General features: G+C 54.2%; 5 protein-coding genes and 2 pseudogenes. 5 read left to right on the top strand and 2 right to left on the bottom strand.

What is annotated here, in order from left to right; all coding sequences use genetic code 11:
- Positions 1-128 precede the first annotated feature (128 nt).
- Positions 129-362, bottom strand: a pseudogene (locus tag HFO99_RS33190) (transposase); the annotation flags it as partial.
- Between the two features lie 356 nt (positions 363-718).
- Between HFO99_RS33190 and HFO99_RS33185 the strand changes: the two are divergent.
- Together HFO99_RS33185 and HFO99_RS33180 are read left to right on the top strand one after the other, a co-directional pair.
- Complete coding sequence (locus tag HFO99_RS33185; protein WP_222294698.1) at positions 719-1,411, top strand: hypothetical protein; 693 nt, start codon at positions 719-721, stop codon at positions 1,409-1,411.
- An 831-nt stretch (positions 1,412-2,242) separates the two neighbouring features.
- Positions 2,243-2,446, top strand: a complete 204-nt coding sequence (locus HFO99_RS33180) for a hypothetical protein (RefSeq protein ID WP_222277310.1) — start codon at positions 2,243-2,245, stop codon at positions 2,444-2,446.
- A 362-nt stretch (positions 2,447-2,808) separates the two neighbouring features.
- Here the strand turns inward: HFO99_RS33180 and HFO99_RS33175 are convergent, their stop codons facing one another.
- The gene (locus tag HFO99_RS33175; RefSeq protein WP_222277311.1) at positions 2,809-2,958 is read right to left on the bottom strand and encodes a hypothetical protein; all 150 of its coding nucleotides are present in this window, start codon (positions 2,956-2,958) and stop codon (positions 2,809-2,811) included.
- 194 nt (positions 2,959-3,152) lie between these two features.
- On the opposite strand from HFO99_RS33175, the gene tnpA reads away from it, so the two are divergent.
- The 3 genes and pseudogenes from tnpA to tnpC form a co-directional block, all read left to right on the top strand.
- On the top strand, positions 3,153-3,521 hold the full coding sequence (gene tnpA / locus HFO99_RS33170; RefSeq protein ID WP_222035824.1) for an IS66-like element accessory protein TnpA: 369 nt from the start codon (positions 3,153-3,155) through the stop codon (positions 3,519-3,521).
- Complete coding sequence (gene tnpB / locus HFO99_RS33165; RefSeq protein WP_261322097.1) at positions 3,518-3,781, top strand: IS66 family insertion sequence element accessory protein TnpB; 264 nt, start codon at positions 3,518-3,520, stop codon at positions 3,779-3,781. Before tnpA ends, tnpB begins: the two co-directional genes overlap by 4 nt.
- 146 nt (positions 3,782-3,927) lie before the next feature.
- Positions 3,928-5,001: pseudogene (gene tnpC / locus HFO99_RS33160) on the top strand (IS66 family transposase); the annotation flags it as partial.
- Positions 5,002-5,129 lie beyond the last annotated feature (128 nt).

The following is a 5,129-nucleotide window of genomic DNA, read 5'->3' as shown; positions in this document are numbered from 1 at the left end:
AATACAACCAGACCGCACGGGCGATAATCTGCGGTGGAAATCGGTGGTGCTTGTAGCTGATGGTCGATGAGGTCATCTCAACCGTATTATCCGCCACCCGTTAAGTCGCCGACAACGTGACATCGCCGTTCTGCCTGCATGCTCATCTCGGCATACATCTTCTTCAGCCGCCGGTTCTCATCCTCCAGAGCCTTCATCTGGCTGATCATCGAGGCGTCCATGGCGGCATACTTCGAACGCCACTTGTAAAAGCTAGCAGTGCTCATCCCGTGTTCCCGGCATAACTCCGGCACAGGAACGCCGCCTTCTGCCTGGCGCAGGATGGCAAGGATTTGGGGTTCGCTGAATCTGCTCGTCTTCATCAAATCTCCTCGATCATAAAGCCCGAGAAAATTCTACTTTTGAAGCCCGTTAATTACCGGGCGGATTACCAGTACCGTCAGGGATCGTAATTGGCAAATTCCAAATGGCCTATTCAATTGGGGTACGTCATGAGTCGCGGCATTGTCGCTACCTTTGTCGGCTACGTGACAGGCGCCCTTGTTCTCAATCCCATATTTTCCGCCCACCTCGTTGAAATGGCAGCGAATAGTTGTTCGTCAGCTCAATCGGCCGGCTTGGCACGAATCTTGAGAGCTATTGCGAGGCAGCGGAACGGCCGCCGCATCCGCGGTGCGGGATAACCGCATTGCTTCGAACACATGAAGGAACGCAAAGCATGCCCAACCTAAAGCTAGGTGACACAGCTCCCTCAATGGACTCCGCTGAACAATCCTCGATCGATCGCATTACAAATGTCGGAAGAACACAGACAATACTGAACCATATTTCTGTATTTAGAGCCGATCCATCCGTTGAGGACGGAGTATCAATTACCTCATACGGTCAGGGGCAACTCATAGGCGTGATGTATACCGTGCCTGCACATGGGCAAATTGATGTCGATATAAATATGAACCTTCAGTGTGTTACTCCATCAGACGTGATTACATTGAACAACATGATAAAGGGGATGCTTGACGCTTCGCATTTTCACAAATTTGAGGAAACAGAATCGACGAACGTTAGCGGAGGCTTAGGATTCTTCGCTTTTTGGTCGGGCGGCGTGTCAGCAAGTTATAGTGATGTCAAACACACGTTGGACGGCTGGGGCCTGAGAGCGGAGGACCAGCGTAAAATCGTTAACGGCATGATGGAGATCGCTCAGAACGTGTCAACGTTCAACTACAAGGGCACTATATATAACCGCGACTTCGATTATGACGTGACCGGTAGCCTCTTTGCAATCGTTATGGATGCAACAATCCAACAGGGGCAACATCACAAGCAACTGCGATTTTTGGCTCCCAAAGTACACCTCAATACAAATGACGGCGACAGCCTGCCGGTAGTTGGCACGCTATACTCCTGATGTATCGCGCTCGCCGAACGTGGCTTGGTTTCTGTATTGCGGACGGACGATTCACAAACCATGGCAGCACGAAAGCCATTAAACGTCGTCAGAAAGGAGGTATACGGGCATGGACTACTATTCAGCGCAGATAATAGCTAAAGGCGTAATAAAATCGTAAAGATCTATCGCCTTCATGGGATCGATAAGGCGCAAGCAATACAGCGCCTGAAGGACGGCAAGGACGTATATACGACCAAGTCAAAGGCTAATACTCTGGCGAAGGAGCTCAGCCAAGGCCAGGGCAGTTGGAAGGATGACGCCCATGTGATCGGTGGCTATCGGCACTACCATGACGTAAAGCACCACTACCGCAGCCACATTTTTTTGGCGAACCAATAGCCCAAATCTACGAAGATTCCACCTGAAGGGTTAAAATCAATGGCAGTTCAGAAAATACAATTTTCGCTTTTGCATGGGTGTTAGCTCCTGATGGCGCTCAAGGTCTTCATTATCGGTCGATGCTCATGGCGACGGAATAATTTCGGGCATCGACTATACGATCCTAGCGCATTCAGAGGGCTGGGTGGACGCAGGAATTAAGGTCCCAGCACAGACGAGCCAAGAAGCTCAGGATATTGACGCGCTGTTCAAATCCCTACTTTCGGCATCAGTTCGTGAAGAGGTCGAACATTTTGAAAGCGTCCATGGAAGGGGGAACCTGAATTTCTTCCGATAACTTTTCGGCGGCGTTGAGGCAGGCTATGAAATACGCCACCTTCTAAAGAACGTAGCCTATCAGAGGATAACATTAAAACACTTGTTTCGACGATCGCAGATATGGCGAAAACAATGTCGATCGTATCCCTCAAAGCTCACATCATCAATACCGGCAACGACTATTCAGTGGCCGGTGAACTGAAGATCTTGACGATTCAAGGAAAGGTCATCTCAGGCCAGAACACGATCCAATATCGTGTTCTGGCGAATAAGGGGACCGCTGGTTCGGACGGTGCAACAGCTCCGGCGAATGTGGAAGCGATTCCACTCAACTAGGTGCCTATGCGGAGGGGCTGGACATAGGCTGCCATAAGCTTGGGTTCGTAGGTGAGCGTGGCCCGCCCCCCGGTAAGCTAAATCGGGGGTTGCTCTCGAAAGGCCAGAGCCGAGCCCTAATGAGACAAAGCAGTAAAAGAATTCAGCGGCCAACCACCAAACCGCAGTGGTGACAAACAAACATGAAGTTTGAAGGCGCCTCAAGATTTCCCACTCGTAATTTTCCTTACCACCGGAATGCCTCCGGGCTGTCTTGAGACGGGCTCGCCGATCCCGTAAAGGATATACCGACCGGCGCCGCTGCGCGCTTTATCCTAGGGATCGACCGTAAGGCGTCGGTGCTCGATCCAAGTGCAGAAGCTTCACCAGTCAATGACGCTTTTGCGAAGCTGGTCCTTGCTCCCGGGCACCGGCCGGAGACCCTGCTTGAACTGCTGGCTGTCCTTGATGCTGTTGTCGGCCCAGATGCGCTCCCAGCTCAGCGGATCTATCGGGTCGCAGATGGCGGGCAAATTGCCTGGGATCCTTCCACAGCAGATCTAGATCGCCATTTGAGGCTGGTTGTGACACGGCACCGCGAACAAGATGCCGAGATATTCGTATCGACGTAACCGCCCGATTGGCACCGCCTGCCGCCTAGCGCCCTGATGGCCTAAGACACGTGTTTAACGACGTCGTCAGCGACGTGTCTTAGGCGAGGATTGCGATGCGCGTTGAAATTCTTGGGCAGGAACGTCGACGGCGGTGGCGCGAAGAAGACAAGCTTGCGATTGTCATGTCGGTTGGGGTTGCTGGAGCCACGATCACAGAGATTGCTCATCGTCATGATGTAACGCGGCAGCAGATATACGCCTGGCGTAGCGAGCTCAAGAAGAAGGGGCTGCTCCCGGTGTCTTCGAATGCATTGTTCATTCCCGTCGATCTGAATGCCGTGCAGAACGATGCCCCTGAATTGAGGGAGAGCTGCTCCGGGATGATTGAGCTACGATTGATCTGCGGCCGCACGCTTCGTTTCGAGAGTTCGGTGGCTCCCGATGTCCTGACGCAGGTTATCCGGGCAGTGGAAGCAGCATGATTGGGCCTGGGACCGGCGTTCGGGTGTATCTTGCGTGCGGGATCACGGACATGCGCAAGGGAGTAGAAGGCCTTGCCGCGCTTGCGCAGGATGTTTTGCGTCAGAAGCCGACTGGCGGCGCGGTCTTTGCCTTTCGCGGTAAACGTGGCGATCGTTTGAAGCTGCTCTATTTTGATGGCCAGGGCTTCTGCCTGTATTACAAGATCTTGCAGAAGGGGCGGTTCCTTGGCCTTCGGCATCCGGCGGGACTGCCCGGCTGACGTCGGCCCAACTGGCGATGTTGTGGGAAGGGATCGATTGGCGTCGTCCTGATTGGGGTGCGCCACCGGCCCGTGTCGGGTGATTTTATCCCACTGAAACCACTGGTTTGTATGGAAATTTATCCTGGCTCGTGGTAGTCAGGATCATGTCTAGCGCGACGACAAATCTTCCGGAAGATCCAGCCTTTCTCAGGGCAATGATTGCCGCTTTGCAGGCGGAAAATGCGAAGATGTCGGCCACATTGCAGGCGCATGACCAGTTAATCCAAACGCTGCGGCTGCGCATTGCCAAGCTGAAGAAACAAGTCTTCGGCAAGTCGTCTGAAAAGATTGAGCGTGAAATCGAGCAGTTGGAACTGGCGCTTGAGGATCTGTTGATCGCCGCCGCTGAAGGCAGTACGGCGCCAATCGATGAACCTGATGAGGCGGCGTCTGTTGTTCCCTTGGCGGATACGTCTGAAAAGATCATGCGCCGGCGGCCACGCGTCTCGGACAAGGCGGTTCGCGAGCGCCGAGAGCTCGATCCTGGCTCCTGCTGCCCGGAATGCGGAGGTGAATTGCGCCTTGTCGGTGAAGACGTCAGCGAAATCCTCGACATGATCGCCGCGCAGATGAAAGTCATCAAGGTTGCTCGACTGAAGAAGTCCTGCCGCTGCTGCGAGAAAATGGTGCAGGTGGCAGCACCCAGCCGCCCGATACCGGGCAGCATGGCCGGCGCTGGCCTCTTGGCGTACATTCTGGTCTCGAGGTTCGACGTCCATTTGCCACTGTACCGTCTGAACGAGATCTTCGCCCGCATGGGTGCCGACATTCCCGACAGCACGATGGTTGATTGGTGTGGTCGCGCCATGCAGGTTCTGCAGCCTCTCATCGAGCGGATCGAAACGGCGGTCATGGCAAGTGACCTACTTCATGCGGACGACACCCCGATCAGGGTGCTGGATCGCTCGCTGCGAGACAAGGGGTTGGGCAAGGGTGTGAAGAAGGGCAGGCTCTGGACGTATGTCCGCGATCAGCGTCCATGGGTGGGGACTTCCCCGCCCGGTGCAGTCTACTATTTTGCTCCTGACTGGAAAGAAGAGCACGTCCACCGCCACCTCAAGCAATCAAGCGGCATCCTTCAGGCTGACGGCTACAAAGGATATGGCAAGCTGTACTCGCCTGGAGAAAAGGGAGAATCTCGCTTCAAGGAAGCCGCCTGCTGGGCTCATTGGCGACGAGGGCGATGTCACGTTGTCGGCGACTTAACGGGTGGCGGATAATACGGTTGAGATGACCTCATCGACCATCAGCTACAAGCACCACCGATTTCCACCGCAGATTATCGCCCGTGCGGTCTGGTTGTATT

Source organism: Rhizobium leguminosarum, assembly GCF_019798305.1.
Lineage (GTDB): Bacteria > Pseudomonadota > Alphaproteobacteria > Rhizobiales > Rhizobiaceae > Rhizobium > Rhizobium leguminosarum_U.
The sequence above is the reverse complement of the archived record's forward strand: the minus strand, read 5'-3'. Positions and strand labels throughout refer to the sequence as shown.

Excerpts from the sequence above, each read along its gene's own strand:
- HFO99_RS33185 (WP_222294698.1), top strand. The coding sequence starts at position 719 with ATGCCCAACCTAAAGCTAGGTGACACAGCTCCCTCAATGGACTCCGCT.
- HFO99_RS33180 (WP_222277310.1), top strand. The coding sequence starts at position 2,243 with ATGTCGATCGTATCCCTCAAAGCTCACATCATCAATACCGGCAACGAC.
- tnpA (WP_222035824.1), top strand. The coding sequence starts at position 3,153 with ATGCGCGTTGAAATTCTTGGGCAGGAACGTCGACGGCGGTGGCGCGAA.
- tnpB (WP_261322097.1), top strand. The coding sequence starts at position 3,518 with ATGATTGGGCCTGGGACCGGCGTTCGGGTGTATCTTGCGTGCGGGATC.